We start from the raw sequence: 20,154 nt of genomic DNA, 5'->3' as shown, positions 1-20,154 counted from the left end.
TAAGGCAAACCAACGGATTAAGCCCCCTGCCCCTGCTGGTATTGGCGATTTGTTTAGCCTTATCCACCCTTTACGCAGCATTTACAAGAATACTTTGCGTAAATACTACACATTGCCAGCCCAGTGCTTACATTTGCTACACGATTCTTTCAACCTTGCCAACATGACTACCATTCATTTTTACCTGCGGTTCCGTAGCACTTATGGCCAAACCTTTTTTGTATCAGGAAACATTCCTGAACTTGGTAATGGCGACCCGCAGCAGCCCATGCCCATTCATTACCTCAACGATGATTTGTGGCACCATAGCATTGATGTGGCCGACGATACCCCGGCATTTACCTACAAATACATATTGCGCAACAGCGATGGCTACGAAAGCATAGAGTGGCCTACCGACCGCAGCATTGATGTGGCCAAACTCAAATCGCCCGAAATACAGGTGATAGACCAATGGAACTATGCCGGTGAATTTGAAAATGCTTTTTACACACAGCCATTTACCCAAACCTTGTTTGAGTATGCAGGTGAAAAAGTAAAGGCAGGTAGCAGCAAGGGCGTCAACCACATTTTTAAAGTAAAGGCACCCCTGCTCGGTAAAGATGAAACCATTTGCCTGCTGGGCAGTGATGCCGCTCTGGGCAGCTGGAACGAAGCCGATTGCGTGGTGATGCGCAAGGAAGGCAACTGGTACACTGCTGGCCTCAACCTGAGCAAAGCACAGTTTCCCATTGCATACAAATACGGTGTGTACAACACCGCCAGCAAGCAGTTTGTACGCTACGAAGACGGCAGCAACCGCATGCTGTATGGCATGGTGAAAAAGCAATTGGTGATGTTACACGATGGCTTTGCCGCTTTGCCCAACAATACATTTAAAGGTGCTGGTGTAGCCATTCCGGTATTTAGCCTGCGAAGTGAAAACGGCTTGGGTGTGGGCGAATTTACCGACATACCACAGTTGGCCGACTGGTGTAAGCAGGTGGGTATGAAGCTTGTTCAGCTGCTGCCCCTCAACGATACATCGGCCACGGGCACCTGGACAGACAGCTACCCATACGCAGCTATTTCAGCCTTTGCCTTGCATCCGCAGTACATCAATCTGGAAAAAGTTGCGGGTAAAAAACACTCTGCTTTGCTGAAAGGATTGGACGAAGCCAAAGCCCGCCTGAATGCTCAGCAAGATATAGACTACGAAGCAGTGATGCAGCTGAAGTGGCAATACCTGAAAGACTTATACGAAGCACAAAAAGACAGCTGGCAAAACGACGCTGCCTATCAGGAATACTTTGCACAAAACAAGCATTGGCTGGAACCCTACGCAGCTTTTTGCTACCTGCGGGATAAATACAATACCACCGAATTTCATACCTGGAAAACGCATAGCAGCTACGATGCAAAAAATGTAGCCAAGCTGTTGAGCCCCAAAGCCAAGTCGTACGATGCCGTAGCCATTCACCTGTTTGTACAATGGCATTTGCACCTGCAACTGAAAGCTGCCGTGGATTATGCTCATGCTCAAGGCCTGATAGTAAAAGGCGATATTCCTATTGGCATTTACCGCCACAGCTGCGATGCGTGGACGCAACCCGAACTGTACAACATGGATGCCCAAGCCGGTGCCCCACCCGACGACTTTGCGGTGAAGGGTCAGAACTGGGGCTTTCCCACTTACAACTGGCAGCGTATGCAAGCCGATGGTTTTGCCTGGTGGAAGCAGCGCTTTGAACAAATGAGCCTGTATTTCGATGCTTTCCGCATTGACCATATTCTTGGTTTCTTCCGCATCTGGAGCATACCAATGGATGCTGTAGAAGGTATACTGGGTCGCTTTGTGCCCTGCTTGCCCGTGCACATCGACGAGTTTGCACAAAAAGGCATCTGGTTTGACTACAACCGCTACTGCCAGCCCTTCATCAACGAACAGTTGGTGAACGAATGGTTTGGTGACAAAGCCGAATGGGTCAAAGAAACTTTCCTCGAAGACATTGGCTGGGGAAGCTTCCGCATGAAGGATGCCTTTGCTACACAACGCAAAGTGGAAGCCTGGTTTACCGAGCATTTTGAAGTAGAAGAATGGATAAAGCTGAAGCTGTACGATTGCATCAGCAATGTGATATTGATAGAAGAACCCGGCAGCAACGGCACTCAATTCCATTTCCGTATTGGCATGGAAGGCACCAGCAGCTACCAGTGGTTGAATGAGCATGTACGCCGCCAACTGAGTGAGTTGTACGTGAATTATTTCTTCCGCAGGCAAAATGATTTCTGGCGCCAGCAAGCCATGCAAAAATTGCCGGCCCTCAAAGCCAGCACCAACATGCTGATTTGTGGCGAAGACCTGGGCATGGTGCCCGATTGTGTACCCGGTGTAATGAAAGACCTTGGCTTTTTAAGTCTGGAAATTCAACGCATGCCGAAGGATCCAACGAAACAGTTTTTCCACCCCGGCGATGCCCCATATTTGAGCGTAGTAACGCCTAGTACCCACGACATGAGTACCGTACGTGGCTGGTGGGAAGAAAGCCGGGAAACCACTCAGCGTTTTTACAACGAGCAACTGGGCCAGTGGGGAGAAGCACCATTCTATTGTGAACCATGGATCAACCGGGCCATCATTACACAACATGTGTACAGCCCTGCCATGTGGAGCATTTTTCAACTGCAGGATTTGCTGGGCAGCAGTGCCGAACTGCGCCGCACCGACCCCCATGCAGAACGGATCAATGTACCGGCCAACCCCAAGCATTACTGGCGCTACCGAATGCACCTTACGCTCAGTGAGCTGCAATCCGCCAGCACGTTCAATACCGACATTCACGGCTTACTGCAAAGCAGTGGCCGCTGCGCATAATTGAGTTTTTGATGGGTAACAATCGTCTCCGGAGCCTATGGCTTCGGAGATTTTTTTGTGTGTACTATCGGGTATGGTTTACTTTTAAAACAGAAGCCTGCTGCCATGCGTATTTCCGCATTTTTATTCATCCTGTTTGTTTTCACCATTAGCTGGTGGAGCATTTCAGGCTGCAGCAAAGAATACAGTTACGAAGGAGGTCCGCTCCCCGACAGTAACAACACCGGCCTTAAACCAGACTCTACAAAAAAAGATAGTTTTCAATTTGTGCCCTGCACCCTTTGTGTGGCCGATAGTTTTGGTAAAGCAGTAGATACCTGGCGCATTCAACTGCTGCAATCGAAAGCCTGCGGCAATTTTACCCGCACCGTTATTACCCTTACCCGGGATGCATTTACATTCTTTGGCCCGTCGTCCTGCTCTGCAGATTCAGGTATAATCCTCAACTCGTTTTGGTCACCGCTGGTTTTTGACCGCGATTTGAAAAACGTAAGTACGCAACGCACCGCCTTTTATTACTACGATAAAGTGGGCAACACTTTTATGCTGGAGCGAAAAACCGGACAGGTAATGACCATTGTGATTGAAGAATACAGCTACAGCACCGGCATTGCCAAAGGCTATTGTTTTGGACAGGCGCAAACTGCCGACGGCAAACTCATTGAACTATCGGATATAAGGTTTGTCATCAAAATCCCCTGAGGATTATTTCCGCTGATTTCCCTTTTGAAATGCATAAGGTTGAACCAGTATGGCATTGGGTATTTTACCCACTTTCGTAGCATTGCTCTCCTCCTGTTGTACTAATGTTCCGGGCATAGGATTGGCACCATTTGTAAATGGCTTGAGCATGGGCATTTTATCCTGTGGCAATACGTATACTTCGCCTAATGTATTGGTATGCGAAAGTGGCAACTGCACAGCATTGGGTTGTTTGATTTTAGCCTGAAGTCCTTGTGGCAGCTGCTGTTGATTTCTTTTTTGCAGCAATGGTGCAAGCTGTTGTTGCTTGCGTAATTTATTGTAACGGTCGAGATTCACTTCTGGCACAGCAGCAGTTTGTGCTAGAGCAAGCTCACAAAAGCAACATACAGCCATCAGCAGCAAGAATCCTTTCATAACAGTGTCCGTTTGTTTTTCTAATGTACTACAGCTTTATGTAGCAGGCAATAGCCATTTAGATTTTCACCTGATTGCGCAACTCGCCGTTGAAGAACGCCTGCACGTTTTCTAGTGTCACATTGGAGATTTGTGTCAATGCTTCTTGTGTAAAAAATGCCTGATGCGCTGTGATGATGACATTGGGAAAACTCATGAGTCGCTGAATGGTATCGTCTTGAATAATATCGCCGCTGAGGTCGCGGAAAAACAGTTTTTCTTCCTGTTCATACACATCAATACCCAGGCTGCCCAGCTGTCCATTTTTAAGTGCATGAATAGCAGCCTTGGTATCCACCAAACCACCACGGCTGGTGTTGATGAGCATCACGCCCTTCTTCATAGTAGCCAAAGTCGTTTCATTAATCATGTGGCGGGTGCTGTCCATCAGTGGGCAATGCAAGGAGATAATGTCTGCCGTCGCAAACATGTCGGGCAGGTTGGTGTAAGTAACGCCGAGTGCTTCCAAATCTTTGTTGGCCACCACATCAAAAGCCAACACTTTGCAACCAAAGCCCAGCATAATTTTAGCAAAAGCCTGACCAATGTTGCCGGTGCCCACAACGCCAACCGTTTTGCCAAAAACATCAAACCCCAACAAACCATTTAGTGCAAAATTTTGCTCCCGTACCCGGTTGTAAGCTTTGTGCGTTTTGCGGTTAAGCGTCATCATCAGCGCCACGGCATGCTCTGCCACAGCCTGTGGTGAATAGGCCGGCACCCGTACCACACCAATGCCATGCGCTGCAGCAGCCGCCACATCCACATTGTTGAAACCCGCACAGCGCAAGGCTATCAGCTTTACACCTTGTGCTGCCAGCTTTTCAATAATACCGGCATGGCAATGATCATTTACGAAAATGCACACCACATCTGCCCCTTCTGCCAGCTGTACAGTATGGCTGCGCAGCTGCACATCAAAAAACTCCAGCTCATAACCAAAGCTGCTGTTCTCTTTTTCGAAAAAACGGATATCGTAGGGCTGAGCACTGTAAAAAACGATCTTTTGCATGCGGATAAATTGATGCAGCAAAATACTTGAAATAGCTCCAGAAAAAACGCTTGTTCGTAAGTAAATAGCTGATATAGCTGCAGGCAAAAACAAGCTGCTTCTACGGAAGGGCGTACCGCTATTTATTGTATTTTTTCAGCGTGAAAAAAAGTCTCCTCCTTATAGCCTTGTTTGTGGTTGCCTGCATGGGTGTTGGTTTAGCCCAGCCTACAGCAACATACTGGCAGCAGCAAGCCAATTATCAGATACAAGTGCGGCTGAATGATACCACCCATAGTTTGGATGGGACGGTATCGATTCAATACATCAACAACTCACCGGACACCCTTCAGTTTTTGTGGATTCATTTGTGGCCCAATGCCTACAAAAATGAAAGCACGGCCTTTGGCGAACAAACATTGCTCGAAGGCAACCTTGACTTTTATTTTTCCAAGGCCAACGAAAAAGGGTACATCAACCGGATGCAGTTTACAGCCAATGGATTACCCGCCACATTGAAAGATCATCCTACAAATATCGACATTGCACAACTGCAACTACCGAAACCTTTATTGCCCGGGCAGCAGTTGCAATTGCAAACCCCTTTTCATGTGCAACTGCCTTCTTTGTTTAGCCGCTCCGGACAACACAAACAGTTTTATGCCGTATCACAATGGTTCCCAAAAATTGCGATGTACGATGCCGATGGCTGGCACCCCATGCCCTACTTATCTGTGGGCGAATACTACAGCAACTTTGGCAATTATGATGTGCACATTACTCTGCCAGATAATTATGTAGTAGCGGCTACCGGCGACTTGCAAAATGCTGCTGAAAAAGCATGGCTGCTGAAAAGAAAATCGGCACCAATAGTAAATGCACCTGCCAAGAAAGAATTGTTTAAAACAGGCAAACAGCCTGAGCCATTTCCTGTACCTGCTTCCAGCAGAAAAATGAAGACGTTGCATTTTGTTGCTAACAATGTGGTGGACTTTGCGTGGAGTGCCGACAAGCGTTTTATTGTGAAACACGACACCTGCAACATGGCCAACCGCAGCATTGATGTGTGGAACTATGTATTACCGGAAGACACAGAACGCTGGCAGCAAAGCATCTCCTTTACCAAGAGATCTTTGCGTTTTTACAGCCAGCAGTTAGGCACATATCCTTACCCGCAAGTGTCGGTGGTGGCATCGCCTGGCAGCGAAGCTGATGGTATGGAATATCCCATGATTACCCTACTGAATGTGCAAACAAAAAACGATGCCATGCTCGACCAGATTATTGCCCACGAAGTAGGCCATAACTGGCTGCAGGGCATACTGGCCAGCAACGAAAGAAATCATGCATGGATGGATGAAGGCATGAACAGCTTTATAGAAAGAAAATACATGCAGTCCTTTTACGAAGCAGATAGCAGGGGCTCAAAAGTGCCTGCTGATTTTATGCAAGTATTGCAACAATTGCATGTTTCCCGTCATCAAGATGTGCCCATCATCAACACGCCGGATACAGTGTTTCCTTTGGTACATTACCCGGCTGTGTACAACAAGGCTGCCGACTGGATGGAGCTGTTGGAAAAGCGCATTGGTAAAAACAACATGCAGGTATTGATGCAGCAATATTTTCAGCAATGGCAATTCAAACATCCGTCGCCACAGGCTTTTCAGCAAATGGCAGAAACGGTAGCCAACACCTCGCTGCAAGATGTATTTTCGCTGCTGTACGCAACCGGGCCGTTGCTACAGCCTGTAAAAAAGACCACCAAAGTCACCGGCTTCTTTAGCTTGGCGTATAACGATAGTGTTCGATACATCAATTTGGCGCCGGCGCTTGGTTACAACATGTATGATAAATTTCAAATCGGGCTGACCATCAACAATTACAATATTCCCAACAACAAGTTTCAGTTTGTGCTAACGCCCATGTTTGCCACAGGTAGCAAAACCCTTACGGGCTATGGCCGCATTGGCTATCATTGGTTTGGCAAAGGGGCTATCAAGCGTTTTGAATTGTACAGTGGTTTTGCCAGGTTCAACACCAACAGCGGTATTGATAGTGTAGGAGGTTCAATTTACAGCGGCTTCAGCAAAATTGCACCGGGTATACAACTGCAATTAAAGCCGCGAAACAGCCTGAGCACATTGCAACGTACTATAGATTTCAGAACCTTCATCATCAGCGAACAACAGCTGAGTATTGGCAGCCCACCAGCACCGGGAGATACTATTTTTTACAGTCGTAAAGGCGGCTCCGTTACCACCATTATTCCGCAGCTTACATTTACTTGGGTACAAGAACGCAAACTGTACCCTTGGAGTGTAGCCTTGCAAGTACAACAGGTGAAAGACATTGTTCGCAGCAGCATTACTGCTAAGTATTTTCTTAACTACGATAAAACTGGCAAGGGCATTGACCTCCGTTTGTTTGCCGGCAAAATTTTCTACCTCACAGAAAAAACAACAACTGCTCGCAACAACAACAGCCGATATCATTTTACCATGCATGCCCCCAATGGTGCACAAGACTACACCTATAGTTCACCGTTTATGGATCGCAACCAATCGGTGGGGGCAGCGGGGCGTCAAATCAGCATGCGGGATGGTGGCTTTAAATACCGCAGCGATTTTAGTGCTGTGGTACCCGGCCTTAAAACCAATGGCGTAGATTATTTTGACAACTGGCTCATAGCGTTGAATGCCGACATCGACATTCCGAACAAATTCAATCCGCTGAGTGTGTTACCCATTCCTACTTCACTCAAAATTTTTGCTGATGTAGGAACATCCGCATCGCCTTGGACAGCAGGCAGCAATCAACAAAAGTTTTTGTACAGCATCGGTATTCATTTACCGCTATTCAAAGCCATTCATTTGTATTATCCGGTGTTGCAAAGCGCCGCATTTAAAGAGCCCAATAGTGTAAACGATCCGTTTAAAGCAGGTGGGCCCAACTGGTGGCAAAAACGCCTCACGTTCAGCATCGACATACAAGCATTATCACCCAAAGTTTCGGGCATCAAATTGTTGTAACAGTGGCAGCAGCTCAGATACAATACCTGCCCCATGCACAAATCAATCAGCAGCGTTGGGATGCCTGCATAGCCAATGCTGGCAATGGTTTGATATACGCCAACAGCTGGTATCTGAACCACATGCACCCGGGCTGGGATGGCATAGTGATAAACGATTACGAGGCCGTGATGCCTGTAACCTGGCGCAAAAAATGGGGCATCAAATATGTGTGTCAGCCAGCCTTTGCACAACAACTGGGATTGTTTGTTCTGCATCAAGACTTATGGCAACATGAAACTGCCTGCCTGCAATTGTTGCAATCCAGATTTGCATTCATTGAAATCTTTTTGAATCACCAGCATGCATTTGAAGGCACTTCAACGGCAATGAATTATGTGCTGCCATTGAAAGAAACCTATACACAAATACGTGCCAGTTACAAAAATGATTTATTGAAAAACCTGAAGCGGACGGAGAAATTTAACCTGCAGTACCAATCGTATACCGATGCTGCCACAGCCATGCAACTGTATGAAAATACTTACGCAGACCGCATGGGTGCAAAGCCTGAAGATTATCAGCATTTTTTTGCTTGCCTGCAATACATGCTACAACAAAAACGGGCTCTCATCCGGAGTGTAAATTTGCCCAATGGCGAATTATTGGCCGTAGGTGTTTTTGCAAAAGATGCGCATCGTTTGTACAATTTAGCCAGTACCACTTTACCCAACGGGCGAATGCTGGAGGCCAATCATGTGTTATTTGATCAACTCATTCAGGAGTTTGCCGGCAGTGGACTAACCCTTGACTTTGAAGGCTCTGACCAGCCCGGTATTGCCCGCTTCTACCAAAAATTTGGCAGCCAGCCACAGCCTTATGTTTTCTGGAAAGACAACCGTTTACCCGCTATACTTCGCTGGCTGAAGCGCTGATGCGACGCAGCAAAATTTGCTCCGCAATCGTCATATCTACGGGTGTGGTGATTTTGATATTTGTCTCCTCTCCTTCCATCAGGTGCACATCAATGCCAAAGGCTTCTACCACGGTTGCTTCGTCGGTAAATTTTTCTTTGTATTCAATTTGATTCAATGCAGGGAGCAAAATTTTGCTGTGAAAGGTTTGCGGTGTTTGCACCACTCTAAACTGCGTTCTATCCACCGCCATACTCCCCGAAGCGGTGAGTTGGCGAATGCTATCTTTTGTACTAACAGTTGGTATTGCAGAACCATTGAGCATGGCCGAATCGAAACAATAGCGAATGAGTTGCGGTGTTACCAGACAGCGTACGCCATCGTGCACAAAAATGATGCTCTCCTGTTCGGTCATGGCAGCGCCATTGCGAACGGAGTGGAAGCGGGTTTCGCCACCGGCAGTAAACAAGAAACGGGCGGGATTGAAATAGGCATCTACAATTTCACGACCTTTTTCAATGTGTTCTTCCGGCAGTACCAGCACCACAACCAGGTCTTCGTAAGCATCCAAAAACGCTTTCAATGTGTAGTACAACACCGGCTTGCCCAACAGGGGTAAAAACTGCTTGGGCAAATCGCTGTTCATGCGTTTTCCGGCACCGCCGGCTACTACTATGGCATATTTTTTCATGGCGTACTGTTTACAAAAAACGGACACAAGAAGAACTAACACAAAAATGCGGCCCCAATGTATAGCCAGTTACCAATGTTCATAAAAAACATGCAAAAAGATAATGTTGGCTTAACCTGTGCACAATAGTGAGTGTATGAGTTTAGTCACGAAGCAGTCCAAAATATTCAGCAACTTTGCGGCTCAAATCTATCGTATGAAGACAACCGTTTGGGCTTTGCTGGCACTGCTGTCGCTGGCTGCCTGCAAAAGCAATCCAAAAGAAACCAGCAACACCGAAACCAGCACTGCCGCTGCCATTCCCGCTACGTTGGAAGACAGCATGTACAAGTTGGTGATTGCCATGCATGATGAAGCCATGCCCAAAATGAACCAGTTGAAAGGCTTACAAAAAACGGCGCAGCAACAAATTGATTCGCTGAAAGCCACCAAGAACAAAGCCAACGAAATGCTGATGATTCGGTTGGAAAAAGTAAAGCTGCAACTGGCGGCAGCCGAAAAAGGCATGGACGATTGGATGGCACAATTTGAGCCTGATCCTCAACAACCTACTTCCGAAGAACGTGGCGCTTACTTTAAAGATCAGTATGAAAAAGCCAAGGTAATGCGGGACAATATTTTCATTTCGTTGGACAGTGCTGCGGCCATCATCCGCTAAGCATTTTTCCCAGCAAAGTATTGCAACTCTTCGCTCAGATCCAGAAAAGGATAACGGGCGGAGAGTTGTTGCGTTTTGGCCAACATGCTTTTCAAAAATTGTTGGTGTGCTGCTGTATCCGGATGTATTGGCCGGTGCTGCATGGCAGTACGCAATTGCTCCAGCGGTTGCATCAGCGATAGGGTCTCTTCATCAAAAGTAGCGGCAGAAAATTTTTCCCATACGTAGCGGGTGGCGGCGTAATTAGGATGCACCATGTCTTCTGCATAAAAGCGATAATCACGCAAGTCATCGATAATCAATTCATACGCAGGAAAATAAAAAACATTGTCAAACTGTTGTTGCATTTGTGCAACGGCCAAATGCAATGTACCCTTGCTACGATTGTTTTCTATCAACCCTTCCCGATAGTGCCGCACAGGGCTAACAGTAAATATTATCCGGACATCCGGATTGACAATCCGAACCTGTGTAATCAGTTTTTCTAATGCAGTGTTTATTTCTTGTAGCGAAGCCAACCGGTGCACAAAATGGTTGGCCGGCACTTTGTGGCAGTTGGCGGCCACCTGCCCAGCAGTACCTGCCAAAGCATCACTATTCAATTCGTATAAAAATGCAGAGCCCAGTGTCAGAATCAGCCAATCAGCTTCTTGTAAAAACTGGTGGGCCTGTGCAATAGATGCATTGATGCCTTGCAGGCATTGCTCTTGATTGGGGTGTGAAAACTGCCCATGAAAATCCCACGACGTCCAGCAATCATTGGCAAAAAATAAATCAACGGCGGTGTAGGTTCGCTTTTCAATCCATGATTGTATGGCTTGCTGTATGCTTACCGGATTGAACAAAATACCATTCGGATTTTCAAGCACCGGTATTTTCATGCTGCGCAAACGGCTGCCCATGTGGTCGGTAAAGCAACTGCCCACCAGCGCCACTTTGTGCCGGATGTTGATGCGTTGCGGCAACGGCTTTACAGATAATTCCAATCTGAAATCCATGTACGTGACGTTTGAACTTTATAGAAAAATGGATGCTGACATCGCCAACGCTTCCTGCAAGGCCGCCTCGTCAATAGGATAACGAGATTGCTGTTGTGCAAATGCAACGATTGCTTCTGTAGGCATATTACCAACCAAATCATCGTTGGCCATGGGGCAGCCGCCATATCCTTTTAATGCACCATCAAAGCGACGACAGCCAGCCTGCCACGCTGCTTCCAATTTGGGTTGCAGGTTGTGCGTACTGCTGTGCAAGTGTACTCCTATTTGCATGTCAGAAAAAGCTTCAATAGCAGCAGCGGTTACAGTTTGTACCAATGCGGCATCCGCCACACCAACAGTATCGGCCAGTGCAATCTGTTGAATGCCGATTGATTTCATGCGGCCAATCCATTCCTCTACTATTTCCGGGTTGTAAGTATCTCCATAGGGATTGCCAAAGCCCATGCTGATGTATACCAATAACGATTGACGCTTTGCTATTGTCAACTCTTGTATGCGTTGCAGTCGCTCCCAGTTTTCGTCAATGCTGCTGTTGCCATTGCGCTGCTGAAAGCTGGCAGAAATACTAAAGGGGAATCCCAAAACATCAATGGCATCATATTGCAAGGCATCACTGGCGCCTCGTTCGTTGAGCACAATGGCGAGAAGCTTTGTATGGCTGTTGCCTTTATCGAGCTGCCGCATCACTTCGTGGCTGTCTGCCATTTGTGGTATGGCTTTGGGTGACACGAAACTCACACAATCGAGTGTATCAAAACCAACCTGCAGCAGTTGCTGAATGTAACGCACTTTGCTTTCAGTAGCTATAAAATGCGGCCATCCTTGCATGGCATCTCTCGGGCATTCGGTGATGTACACTTTATCGGTCATGCAAACAATCGTTGTTTCATTGCTTCATACATAATCATTCCGGCAGCGACAGACACATTGAGTGATTCGAATGTGCCAGCCATCGGAATTTTGAATACCGCATCGCTTTGCTTTTGCAAGCCACCGAATACGCCTTTGTCTTCACTACCCATTACAACAGCGCAGGGCTCGGTGAGGTTGAGTTGGTGCAGCATAGTGCCCGCTGTCATTTCGCTGGAAAAAACTTTGATGCCGTTGAGGTGCAAGGTATCCACGGCTTTCATCAAACTATTGACCCGGCAAATATGCAATTGCTCCAACGCACCGGCACTCGATTTCATGGCATCTTCACCCAAAGCAGCTACGCCTTTATCGGGAATGATGAGGGCATGCACCCCACAGCAAACGGCCGACCGTGCAATGGCGCCAATATTGCGTACATCGGTCACGCCATCGAGGATGAAAAACAAAGGCGCTTCGCCTTGTTCGGTTACAAAATCAATCACCTGTTGCAAGTCGAGGTATTGCACCGAAGCCCGGAATGCAATCACGCCCTGGTGCTGCACATTGGTGAGTTGATTGAGCTTTTCGATGGGCACATATTGCACTGGTACGTTGTACTGTTTGGCCAGTTCTTTTATCTGCGCCACATTATCGCCCGAAGCGTTTTTAAACAACAAAATCTTATCGACGCCACTACCTTGCTGTAAGGCTTCTATCACCGGATTTCTACCCGCAATGATGTTTTTTTTCTTAATGAACATAGTTATGATTTAGGCCGCATCAGCAGGTAAAAATTGTACAGCCATGCCGGAAAACAAATGATGAATAACAAAGCAGCCATTGCAAATTTCACACAGACCATCCAATACAGCAATGCCGGTGAATAAGCAGGTACAAAGTTGAGCAACCAGCCCAGCATAAAGGCGTTTTCGATAGCATCGAGAATACCAGGTACCCAAGGAAGTAAGAGTAAAATACCACTCAGCTTTTGCCAGTGTTGGCTTGGCCATTGGTTCAGTACAAATTGAATGCCTTTGGCAAAAAAGAAACTGTACGCTGTAAGAAAACCGTAGTCAATCAGGTTATTCCAAAGTGCCGTATTGTTCAGGTATTGCCATGCCTGCAATATTTCATCCACCCTGGCTACCGTGCCCGCAAATTCCAGATCAAGTATACCCATGGGTGTGGTAGCTGTTTTCAGCGCAGCACCTTGTATGGCCATCACGACAAGCATGATGAGTGCCGGAAAACCAAGCGATGCGAAATGTGGGACTCCCCATGCGTTTCATGTGTGGTATTGCAGTTTGTTTGCGTACAGAAATGTACGAAGGATATTTGTGCCGACAACAAAGCCCCGGCTTTTGGCCAGGGCTTTGTGCTATTACAGAAAATGTTATTTCAGTTTGAATGCTTTTTTCACCTTGGGTACGTAGTCGAGTTTTTCCCAGGTAAAGAGTTCTACTTTCTTTTTGAAAGCTTTGCCGTCTGGTCCTTTGAAGGTTTTTTCTACCACTTCGTTTTTGCGGCCCATGTGTCCGTATGCAGCAGTTTCGCTATAGATAGGATTGCGCAATTTGAGGCGCTGCTCAATGAAGTAAGGACGCATGTCGAAGATGCCTTCTACCAGCTTGGCAATTTCGCCGTCGCTCATTTTTACTTTGGCAGTACCGTAAGTATTTACGTTGATGGAAGTAGGCTGAGCTACACCAATAGCGTAAGAAACCTGCACCAGTACTTCGTCGCACACACCGGCAGCTACCAAGTTTTTAGCGATGTGGCGGGTAGCATAAGCAGCACTACGGTCTACCTTGCTGGGGTCTTTGCCGCTGAAGGCACCACCACCGTGAGCACCTTTACCACCATAAGTGTCTACGATAATTTTACGACCGGTCAAACCAGTATCGCCATGCGGACCACCAATCACAAACTTGCCGGTGGGGTTGATGTGATACTTGATTTTATCGTTGAACAGGCTTGAATATTTTTTGTACTTGGCCTTTACACGAGGAATGAGGATGTTGATGATATCCTTCTTGATTTTCTCCTGCATTTTGGCATCGGTATCGAAGTCGTCGTGCTGAGTAGACACTACGATAGCATCAATACGCACAGGCTTATTGTTGTCGTCGTATTCCAAAGTCACCTGGCTTTTAGCATCCGGACGCAGGTATTTGATTTGCTTGTTTTCGCGACGGAGTGCAGCCAGCTCAATCAGCAGCTTGTGTGCCAAATCGAGAGCCAAAGGCATGTAATCATCAGTTTCGTTGCTGGCGTAGCCAAACATCATACCCTGATCACCGGCACCTTGTTCTTCTTTCTTTTTGCGGTCAACACCTTGGTTGATATCAGAAGATTGTTCGTGAATAGCTGAAAGAATACCGCAGCTGTTGGCTTCGAACATGTACTCGCTTTTGGTATAACCAATTTTGCGAATTACATCACGGGCAATGTCTTGCACGTCGAGGTAAGCCTTGCTTTTTACTTCGCCGGCCAATACTACCTGACCTGTGGTTACGAGTGTTTCGCAGGCCACTTTACTATTGGGGTCGATGGCCAAAAAATTGTCGATGAGTGCATCTGAAATTTGGTCAGCTACTTTGTCGGGATGGCCTTCGCTTACGCTTTCAGAAGTGAAGAGGTATGGCATAAAAATGTTTTTTCGCCCGCAAATATAGGCGCAGGCACTTTATGGATTAGAGTTTCGAATAGATGATGCGGAGTTGTAATTTCTTATTGGGGTCTGGATGGTTGCTACCAGCCAGTCTGATGCGGCCATTACCGGGCAGGTTGGCTATTTGGTTAGAGGTGGTCAGCAGCCTGAAAACGTTGGTCGGATATGAAAATGTATTGCTGTTACAGTTTTGATACCACAGGTAGTATGGCGATGACAACCGGAAATCATACACCGGCTCTTTGCGGGTAACAACACCCTGAATGTAGCGGGTCATGTTCATGTAGTAGCGGGCCAGCAATTCGCCGTTCACCACTTCTCTTTTGGTAGGTCCGCCAAAGTAGAAGAACTCAATAGTACCACTCGGAAAACAGAAATAGTTGGTCAATGGCGCCATGTCGTAAGGAATGCCTTTGTACACATTACCGGTATCGGCCACGTCCAGGTAAAGCAAGGTGGGGGGCAGCAATTGGGAGAAATACGGATCGGTAGTATTCTGCGTCATTTCGGTAACCCGCAGTTCTGCCCGGTGAATGATCCTGTTAGTGAGGGTTTTCAAACCCGGAATCTTGATTTTTACGACAGTGCCTGGTGCATTTTGAATGTACAGCTGCGAAGCGCCTTTGGTGGGGTCGGCTACCAGATGGTTCAAAATTTCTGCACCGCCACGATTGCGTTCAAACTTCATGGCGTGGCCGCTAAAGCTGGTAAATGGCATGCGGGCAGATGTGGTATCAATTTTACCTGACAATAATATTTTAGCCCGGTAGTAAAACTCAATGCCTGAGTTGGCACCATTCATTTGAAAATACAGTAAGGCATTGGCAGGACCTTCGCATTGCAATGCAAAACCGTTCAGGTATTCTTTGAACAGGCTGTCGCTTCTGAAAGCACCGGTAGCGGAAGTATCTTGTCTAAACAAGGCCTGCGCAAAATTGCGGTCCAGTGGAATGCGCAACTGACGGGTTACTTTTTTGTACAAGGAATCGCCCCGCTTGATGTTGATGGTGTCTCTGAAATCGAGAGGACGCATGGTTTTTTGTCCCAGAAAACGGGCAGTATTGGGGGCCAAATCCGGATTAAACGTGTAGTAAGGTTTTACCGAAGTATCGGCATTTACTTTTTTATTGGCTTCATACAGGCGCAAGGTTACCGGGCTGCTGCTATCGCCATAATAGCCGAGATAATCCAACACCAATACGGCTGAATCGAACTGTGTAATGCTATCGGTAGACATCACATAAGGAAACGAAGCGGGCTTCATTTCGAAGAAAAGAGATGACCTTGAACTACCAAACTGAGGATCATTATCGATAGCGCCGGCAATATGTGCATCGCTGGCAAAAATGCGGGTGCTGTCGTCGGGTATTTCGTTGGTTGCTATTACTTCAAGTACCGTGTCGAAGGTGTTGATGTTATCCACCGACGGTATCAGGTCGCCGCCCAGCGTGGTGTTTTCTATTTTGGTACAGGCAGCGGCCACAATGGTAATCAGCAAGGCCAGCGCCCCGGGCTTCAGAAATCTATTCACCAGGTGAGTCTTTTAAAGTTGGTAATGCCACAAATCAGTTGTCGGCAAGGTCGTTATAGAGGTTCAAATACTCTGTTAAATCAGAATCGTGGCCCATGTGGCGCAAGACTTTCTTGCCTTTCACCTTCGCAAAATCTTTGACTACAGATGGGTGAATTTGTTCGTCGGGTTCGCCAAAAGTGATGGCATCGGCCCAGGTTGCACCACCGCGAATCATGCCCAGGTTGCTACCATCGGCATACGCAGCTAACTCTTTATCCTTCAGCACATCGCTGATTTTGGCTGCCCGCAAAAAGTCGGGGCCGAGGTTATCAGTAAACGTTTCGGGGCCTACGGTGTAGATGCATTTGCTATGGGCAAAAACGGGCTCTTTTTTGTATACGGTTTTCAGGTACATCGGAATGAGACCTGTCATCCAGCCACTGCAATGAATTACATCTGGCGGCCAGCCAAATTTCTTCACAGTTTCCAAGGCGCCTTTGCAAAAGAAAACAGTACGTAAGTGGTTGTCTTCAAACCACTTTTCTTCTTCATCGTGAAATACAAACTTGCGTTTGAACAAATCTTCGTTGTCGAGGAAATACACCTGCAAGCGGGCATTGGGCAAGCTGGCTACCTTAATCTGCAAGGGGAAGTCATCGTCATCCACACTTACATTGATACCGCTCAACCGCACCACTTCGTGTAGCCGGTGCCTACGTTCGTTGATAGTGCCGAATCGTGGCATAATACAACGTACTTCCAGGTTGTTGTTGTTAGAAAGTATCGCCAGGCGATTCATGGTCTCCGCAAATTCGGTCAGCTCCAGATATGGAGACATCTCATTGGCGATGAATAAAATTCTTTTCTTTGTGCTCATTCAACCACAGTTTTTCCTTGCAAAAGGTGGGCAAAGGTATTGAAAATAGTGTTTCTACCGGTTTGCAACCGTTTCTGTCCATCAAATCGTTCTGCACACATGATGATTGTAAAAACCCGGAAGGCCCTGCAAGCAGGTACTGGCTGTACGGCCAGCCTACAGCCAGCAAACGGCATTTGTACCTACCATGGGGGCATTGCATGAGGGGCACATCAGTTTGGTAAAAGCGGCCCGTGAAAAAGCGGAAACTGTAGTGGTGAGCATATTTGTAAACCCCACACAGTTCAATGATGCCGCCGATTTTCAACACTATCCTGTAAGCCTTGAACAAGACATAGACATGCTGACTGCCGCAGGTGCCAATGTGCTGTACTTGCCCGGCTTAACAGATATGTATCCCGATGGCACTGCCAATCTGGAGCAATACCCCTTGGGTACGCTGGAAAACTTGTTAGAAGGTTTTTACAGGCCGGGGCATTTTCAAGGGGTGTGCCAGGTGGTACGCCGCTTGCTGGAGCATGTGCAGCCGGGCCTTTTGTTTATGGGTCAAAAAGACTACCAGCAATGCATTGTGGTGCAGCATATGATTGATGATACGCAGCTACCCGTGCACATGCAGCTGGTGCCCACCATGCGGGAGCCCAGCGGACTGGCCATGAGCAGCCGCAACCGCCGCCTCACCCCACCTGAACTGGAAGCTTCTGTGGCATTGTACCAAGCCTTGCTACACATGGCAGCCCATGCCCGCACCCAACCCATTGAAGCCTTGGAAGCTGCCGCCGCACAATCCTTACTGGATGCAGGTTTTCACAAAATTGATTACATCACACTGGCCAATGCGCAAACCCTGGCACCGGTAAGCAATCCACAGACTGAGCCCATGGTAGCCATTGCCGCTGCATTTATCGGCGCCGTTCGGTTGATTGACAATCTGCCCGTAGAGGCATGATACTACGTTAACAGCTTGGCTGCACATTTCTCCCTTATTTTGCCGCCTTATCCTTAGAAAGCTATGTTGATAGAAGTGCTGAAATCAAAAATCCACCGGGCGGTGGTTACAGAAGCCAACCTGCATTATGTAGGCAGCTGCACCATCGACGAAGACCTGATGGATGCTGCCAACCTGATAGCTCACGAAAAAATCACCATCGTAGATGTCAACAATGGTAACCGCCTCGACACCTATGTCATCAAAGGCAAGCGGGGTTCGGGTATCATCAGCATGAATGGCGCTGCTGCCAGGCTGGTGCAGCCCGGCGATATCATCATCATCATGAGCTATGCGCAAATGGATTTTGAAAAGGCCAAAAGTTTTCAGCCCAGTGTAGTTTTTCCGCTCGAAGGCAACCGCCTGAGTGCCTGAGGTTACACACAAGCAATGAATAAACCTGCCCCTGCCAACTGATACGGCTCACCTAAATTAGCACCCATGCGTAAAATCAACATCAAGGCAGTCATTCAATACGTGATTGTGTTGGGGTTGGGTATTGGCCTCATTTGGTACAATAGCACCCGCCTGCCACCGCAACAGCTGGAGTACCTCAAGTCTGCCTGGTCGCTGGCCCGCTACGAGTATCTTATTCCGGTATTGGGTGCCCTGCTTTTATCGCACTACAGCCGTGCCCTGCGCTGGATGATGCTCATGAAACCATTGGGCTACACACCATCTAAAATCAATACCTACTTTGCCGTATTGCTCGGTTATTTTTTCAATATGCTGATGCCCCGCCTGGGCGAAGTAATGAAGTGTACCGTGCTGGCGAAATATGAAAAAGTTGCACCAGATAAACTGGTAGGCACTATACTCGTAGAGAGAGCCGTCGACATGATTAGCATGGGCATTGTGGCTATCATTATGGTGGCCATTCAGTTCGATCGCATTGGTGGTTTTGCATTCGATGCCTTTGCCGATATGCTCCGCAATAAAGAAGGGGCTACTTCCTACACAAAACTGTTTGTAATACTTGGCATTTTGCTGGTGCTGATTATTGGCCTGCGTTATTTGTTTGTAAAAAAAGCCGACAGCAAGCTGGTGCAAAACATCAAACGCATTGCCCGTGGGGTGTGGGAAGGCTTCAAATCCATTCGCAAGGTGGAAAATCTGCCCTTGTTTATTTTTCATTCGGTATTCATTTGGAGCCTGTATTTGTTTGGCATCTGGATAGGTTTCATGGCCTTTCCGCCGGTAGAACATTTAGGCTTTCCTGCCGCTTTGAGTGTGCTCATTTTTGGCAGCATTGGTTTGATAGCCACACCCGGCGGTATTGGTGCCTACGAGTTCATGGTAGAAAAAACGCTGGTACGTTTTGACATACCCAATGTGGTAGGTTTGGCTTTTGGCCGCCTCAACTGGGCTGCCCAAACGGCCATCACGTTGGTGAGTGGTTTGTTTGCCCTTATTGTAATGCCGATTGTAAACCGCAACAAAGCATAATGCGCAAAGCCGACGCTATACCCGCCAAAATTTTCGACCTGTCCACGCTGGCCAAAATGGTAGCTGCCTGGCGGGTAAAAGGCGATACCATCAGCTTCACCAACGGTGTGTTCGACCTGCTGCACGAAGGCCATATTTTTTCGCTGAGCCAGGCTGCAGCCGAAGGCAAAAGATTAATTGTAGCTGTGAACAGCGATGCTTCTGTAAAAAGGCTGAAAGGCCCTACCCGACCGCTCAACAATGAGCAGGCCCGTGCATTGGTATTGGCGAGTTTGGTAATGGTAGATGCCGTAGTCATTTTTGAAGAAGACACCCCATTGCAGGTGATTACAACCCTGCTGCCCGATGTGCTGGTAAAAGGCGGCGACTATACTGTGGAGCAAATTGCCGGTGCCAAAGAAGTGCTGGCCAATGGTGGCCGGGTGGTCATCAATCCGCTCATCGATGGCATATCCACCACGGGGCTAATCCAACGCATGCAGCAACCTGCATAGTCATTTACTTTCAGAAACTTAACATTGCCCATTTG

19 protein-coding genes are annotated in these 20,154 nt (G+C 47.4%); 9 read left to right on the top strand and 10 right to left on the bottom strand.

The features are described from left to right. Positions 1-163: 163 nt before the first annotated feature. Positions 164-2,854 carry a 4-alpha-glucanotransferase gene (locus GLV81_RS04700; RefSeq protein ID WP_157477304.1) on the top strand — a complete coding sequence of 897 codons (2,691 nt, stop codon included), beginning with the start codon at positions 164-166 and terminating at the stop codon, positions 2,852-2,854. 105 nt (positions 2,855-2,959) lie between these two features. Further along, positions 2,960-3,556, top strand: coding sequence for a hypothetical protein (locus tag GLV81_RS04695; protein ID WP_157477302.1), 597 nt, complete (start codon positions 2,960-2,962; stop codon positions 3,554-3,556). Between the two features lie 3 nt (positions 3,557-3,559). Here the strand turns inward: GLV81_RS04695 and GLV81_RS04690 are convergent, their stop codons facing one another. Continuing rightward, the gene (locus GLV81_RS04690; RefSeq protein WP_157477301.1) at positions 3,560-3,904 is read right to left on the bottom strand and encodes a hypothetical protein; all 345 of its coding nucleotides are present in this window, start codon (positions 3,902-3,904) and stop codon (positions 3,560-3,562) included. 127 nt (positions 3,905-4,031) lie between these two features. Then, positions 4,032-5,024, bottom strand: coding sequence for a 2-hydroxyacid dehydrogenase (locus GLV81_RS04685; RefSeq protein WP_157477299.1), 993 nt, complete (start codon positions 5,022-5,024; stop codon positions 4,032-4,034). Positions 5,025-5,164: 140 nt separating this feature from the next. Here GLV81_RS04685 and GLV81_RS04680 point away from each other — a divergent pair, with 140 nt between their 5' ends. Together GLV81_RS04680 and GLV81_RS04675 are read left to right on the top strand one after the other, a co-directional pair. Further along, positions 5,165-8,035, top strand: coding sequence for a M1 family metallopeptidase (locus GLV81_RS04680; protein ID WP_157477297.1), 2,871 nt, complete (start codon positions 5,165-5,167; stop codon positions 8,033-8,035). 2 nt (positions 8,036-8,037) lie between these two features. Continuing rightward, on the top strand, positions 8,038-8,949 hold the full coding sequence (locus GLV81_RS04675) for a GNAT family N-acetyltransferase (RefSeq protein WP_157477296.1): 912 nt from the start codon (positions 8,038-8,040) through the stop codon (positions 8,947-8,949). Here GLV81_RS04675 and GLV81_RS04670 read toward each other — a convergent pair. Further along, positions 8,924-9,619, bottom strand: a complete 696-nt coding sequence (locus GLV81_RS04670) for a 2-C-methyl-D-erythritol 4-phosphate cytidylyltransferase (RefSeq protein WP_157477294.1) — start codon at positions 9,617-9,619, stop codon at positions 8,924-8,926. The two genes, GLV81_RS04675 and GLV81_RS04670, sit on opposite strands and share 26 nt — an antisense overlap. Before the next feature lie 196 nt (positions 9,620-9,815). Here GLV81_RS04670 and GLV81_RS04665 point away from each other — a divergent pair, with 196 nt between their 5' ends. Then, positions 9,816-10,277, top strand: coding sequence for a hypothetical protein (locus tag GLV81_RS04665; protein ID WP_157477292.1), 462 nt, complete (start codon positions 9,816-9,818; stop codon positions 10,275-10,277). Here GLV81_RS04665 and GLV81_RS04660 read toward each other — a convergent pair. From GLV81_RS04660 to GLV81_RS04630, 7 genes are all read right to left on the bottom strand, one after another. After that, a complete protein-coding gene (locus GLV81_RS04660; protein WP_157477290.1) occupies positions 10,274-11,275 on the bottom strand; it encodes a GSCFA domain-containing protein in 1,002 nt (333 codons plus the stop codon). The genes GLV81_RS04665 and GLV81_RS04660 overlap by 4 nt on opposite strands. Before the next feature lie 18 nt (positions 11,276-11,293). Beyond that, entirely contained in the window at positions 11,294-12,148 is an 855-nt protein-coding gene (locus GLV81_RS04655) for a beta/alpha barrel domain-containing protein (protein WP_197428941.1), read from the bottom strand. Continuing rightward, positions 12,145-12,891 carry a 23S rRNA (guanosine(2251)-2'-O)-methyltransferase RlmB gene (rlmB, locus tag GLV81_RS04650; RefSeq protein ID WP_157477287.1) on the bottom strand — a complete coding sequence of 249 codons (747 nt, stop codon included), beginning with the start codon at positions 12,889-12,891 and terminating at the stop codon, positions 12,145-12,147. Before rlmB ends, GLV81_RS04655 begins: the two co-directional genes overlap by 4 nt. Positions 12,892-12,893: 2 nt before the next feature. Continuing rightward, entirely contained in the window at positions 12,894-13,355 is a 462-nt protein-coding gene (locus tag GLV81_RS04645) for a hypothetical protein (RefSeq protein WP_157477285.1), read from the bottom strand. A 168-nt stretch (positions 13,356-13,523) separates the two neighbouring features. Then, a complete protein-coding gene (metK, locus tag GLV81_RS04640; RefSeq protein WP_157477284.1) occupies positions 13,524-14,777 on the bottom strand; it encodes a methionine adenosyltransferase in 1,254 nt (417 codons plus the stop codon). 46 nt (positions 14,778-14,823) lie between these two features. Then, positions 14,824-16,332: a DUF4270 family protein gene (locus GLV81_RS04635; protein WP_197428940.1), complete on the bottom strand. Its 1,509-nt coding sequence runs from the start codon at positions 16,330-16,332 to the stop codon at positions 14,824-14,826. 34 nt (positions 16,333-16,366) lie between these two features. Further along, entirely contained in the window at positions 16,367-17,191 is an 825-nt protein-coding gene (locus GLV81_RS04630; protein ID WP_157477281.1) for a glycogen/starch synthase, read from the bottom strand. A gap of 139 nt (positions 17,192-17,330) precedes the next feature. On the opposite strand from GLV81_RS04630, the gene panC reads away from it, so the two are divergent. From panC to rfaE2, 4 genes are all read left to right on the top strand, one after another. Further along, complete coding sequence (panC, locus tag GLV81_RS04625) at positions 17,331-18,140, top strand: pantoate--beta-alanine ligase (protein ID WP_281350819.1); 810 nt, start codon at positions 17,331-17,333, stop codon at positions 18,138-18,140. Positions 18,141-18,203: 63 nt separating this feature from the next. Further along, entirely contained in the window at positions 18,204-18,554 is a 351-nt protein-coding gene (gene panD, locus GLV81_RS04620; RefSeq protein ID WP_157477277.1) for an aspartate 1-decarboxylase, read from the top strand. Between the two features lie 66 nt (positions 18,555-18,620). Next, entirely contained in the window at positions 18,621-19,625 is a 1,005-nt protein-coding gene (locus GLV81_RS04615) for a lysylphosphatidylglycerol synthase transmembrane domain-containing protein (protein ID WP_157477275.1), read from the top strand. Further along, positions 19,625-20,119 carry a D-glycero-beta-D-manno-heptose 1-phosphate adenylyltransferase gene (gene rfaE2 / locus GLV81_RS04610; RefSeq protein WP_157477274.1) on the top strand — a complete coding sequence of 165 codons (495 nt, stop codon included), beginning with the start codon at positions 19,625-19,627 and terminating at the stop codon, positions 20,117-20,119. Before GLV81_RS04615 ends, rfaE2 begins: the two co-directional genes overlap by 1 nt. Positions 20,120-20,154: the final 35 nt, after the last annotated feature.

The sequence above is a fragment of the Phnomibacter ginsenosidimutans genome (genome assembly GCF_009740285.1).
GTDB lineage: Bacteria > Bacteroidota > Bacteroidia > Chitinophagales > Chitinophagaceae > Phnomibacter > Phnomibacter ginsenosidimutans.
This window is presented reverse-complemented; position numbering and strand designations above follow the sequence as displayed.

Bases quoted from the DNA above. Each gene is read 5' to 3' on its own strand.
- metK (WP_157477284.1), bottom strand. From the start codon at position 14,777: ATGCCATACCTCTTCACTTCTGAAAGCGTAAGCGAAGGCCATCCCGAC.
- GLV81_RS04630 (WP_157477281.1), bottom strand. From the start codon at position 17,191: ATGAGCACAAAGAAAAGAATTTTATTCATCGCCAATGAGATGTCTCCA.
- rlmB (WP_157477287.1), bottom strand. From the start codon at position 12,891: ATGTTCATTAAGAAAAAAAACATCATTGCGGGTAGAAATCCGGTGATA.
- GLV81_RS04655 (WP_197428941.1), bottom strand. From the start codon at position 12,148: ATGACCGATAAAGTGTACATCACCGAATGCCCGAGAGATGCCATGCAA.
- rfaE2 (WP_157477274.1), top strand. From the start codon at position 19,625: ATGCGCAAAGCCGACGCTATACCCGCCAAAATTTTCGACCTGTCCACG.
- panD (WP_157477277.1), top strand. From the start codon at position 18,204: ATGTTGATAGAAGTGCTGAAATCAAAAATCCACCGGGCGGTGGTTACA.
- GLV81_RS04615 (WP_157477275.1), top strand. From the start codon at position 18,621: ATGCGTAAAATCAACATCAAGGCAGTCATTCAATACGTGATTGTGTTG.
- GLV81_RS04665 (WP_157477292.1), top strand. From the start codon at position 9,816: ATGAAGACAACCGTTTGGGCTTTGCTGGCACTGCTGTCGCTGGCTGCC.
- GLV81_RS04685 (WP_157477299.1), bottom strand. From the start codon at position 5,024: ATGCAAAAGATCGTTTTTTACAGTGCTCAGCCCTACGATATCCGTTTT.
- GLV81_RS04670 (WP_157477294.1), bottom strand. From the start codon at position 9,619: ATGAAAAAATATGCCATAGTAGTAGCCGGCGGTGCCGGAAAACGCATG.
- GLV81_RS04695 (WP_157477302.1), top strand. From the start codon at position 2,960: ATGCGTATTTCCGCATTTTTATTCATCCTGTTTGTTTTCACCATTAGC.
- GLV81_RS04660 (WP_157477290.1), bottom strand. From the start codon at position 11,275: ATGGATTTCAGATTGGAATTATCTGTAAAGCCGTTGCCGCAACGCATC.
- GLV81_RS04700 (WP_157477304.1), top strand. From the start codon at position 164: ATGACTACCATTCATTTTTACCTGCGGTTCCGTAGCACTTATGGCCAA.